At 64.5% G+C, this 276-nt stretch carries 1 protein-coding gene; it reads right to left on the bottom strand.

Going from position 1 to position 276, the window contains the following annotated elements; genetic code table 11:
• Positions 1 to 276: hypothetical protein (locus SB724_RS19960; protein ID WP_410572556.1), on the bottom strand; the 276-nt coding region annotated here is incomplete at both ends.

Genomic DNA, 276 nt, shown 5'->3' with positions numbered 1-276 from the left:
GCGCCGGCCACCACCGCCACCAGCAGGACGCGAAGACTCGGCCTTACGGGAGACCATTTCGCGATCGCAAGAACAACAGCAACGTAGGCCACCACAACCATGGCAAACTCGCCGGGCCAACTCACTGCGGCCAGGCTTCCCATGCCGATTCCCACAATCCCGGCCCACAGCAGCGCGCGAGCAACCCCACCATCGCAGTAGGCGAAACAGCCGCCTATCAGCGCCGCCCATGCCGTCGCGAACAGTATCGCAGCAAAAGCCAGGCAGCTTGACCGC

It is taken from the genome of Bacillus sp. SIMBA_031, from assembly GCF_046535225.1.
GTDB lineage: Bacteria > Bacillota > Bacilli > Bacillales > Bacillaceae > Bacillus > Bacillus velezensis.
This window is presented reverse-complemented; position numbering and strand designations above follow the sequence as displayed.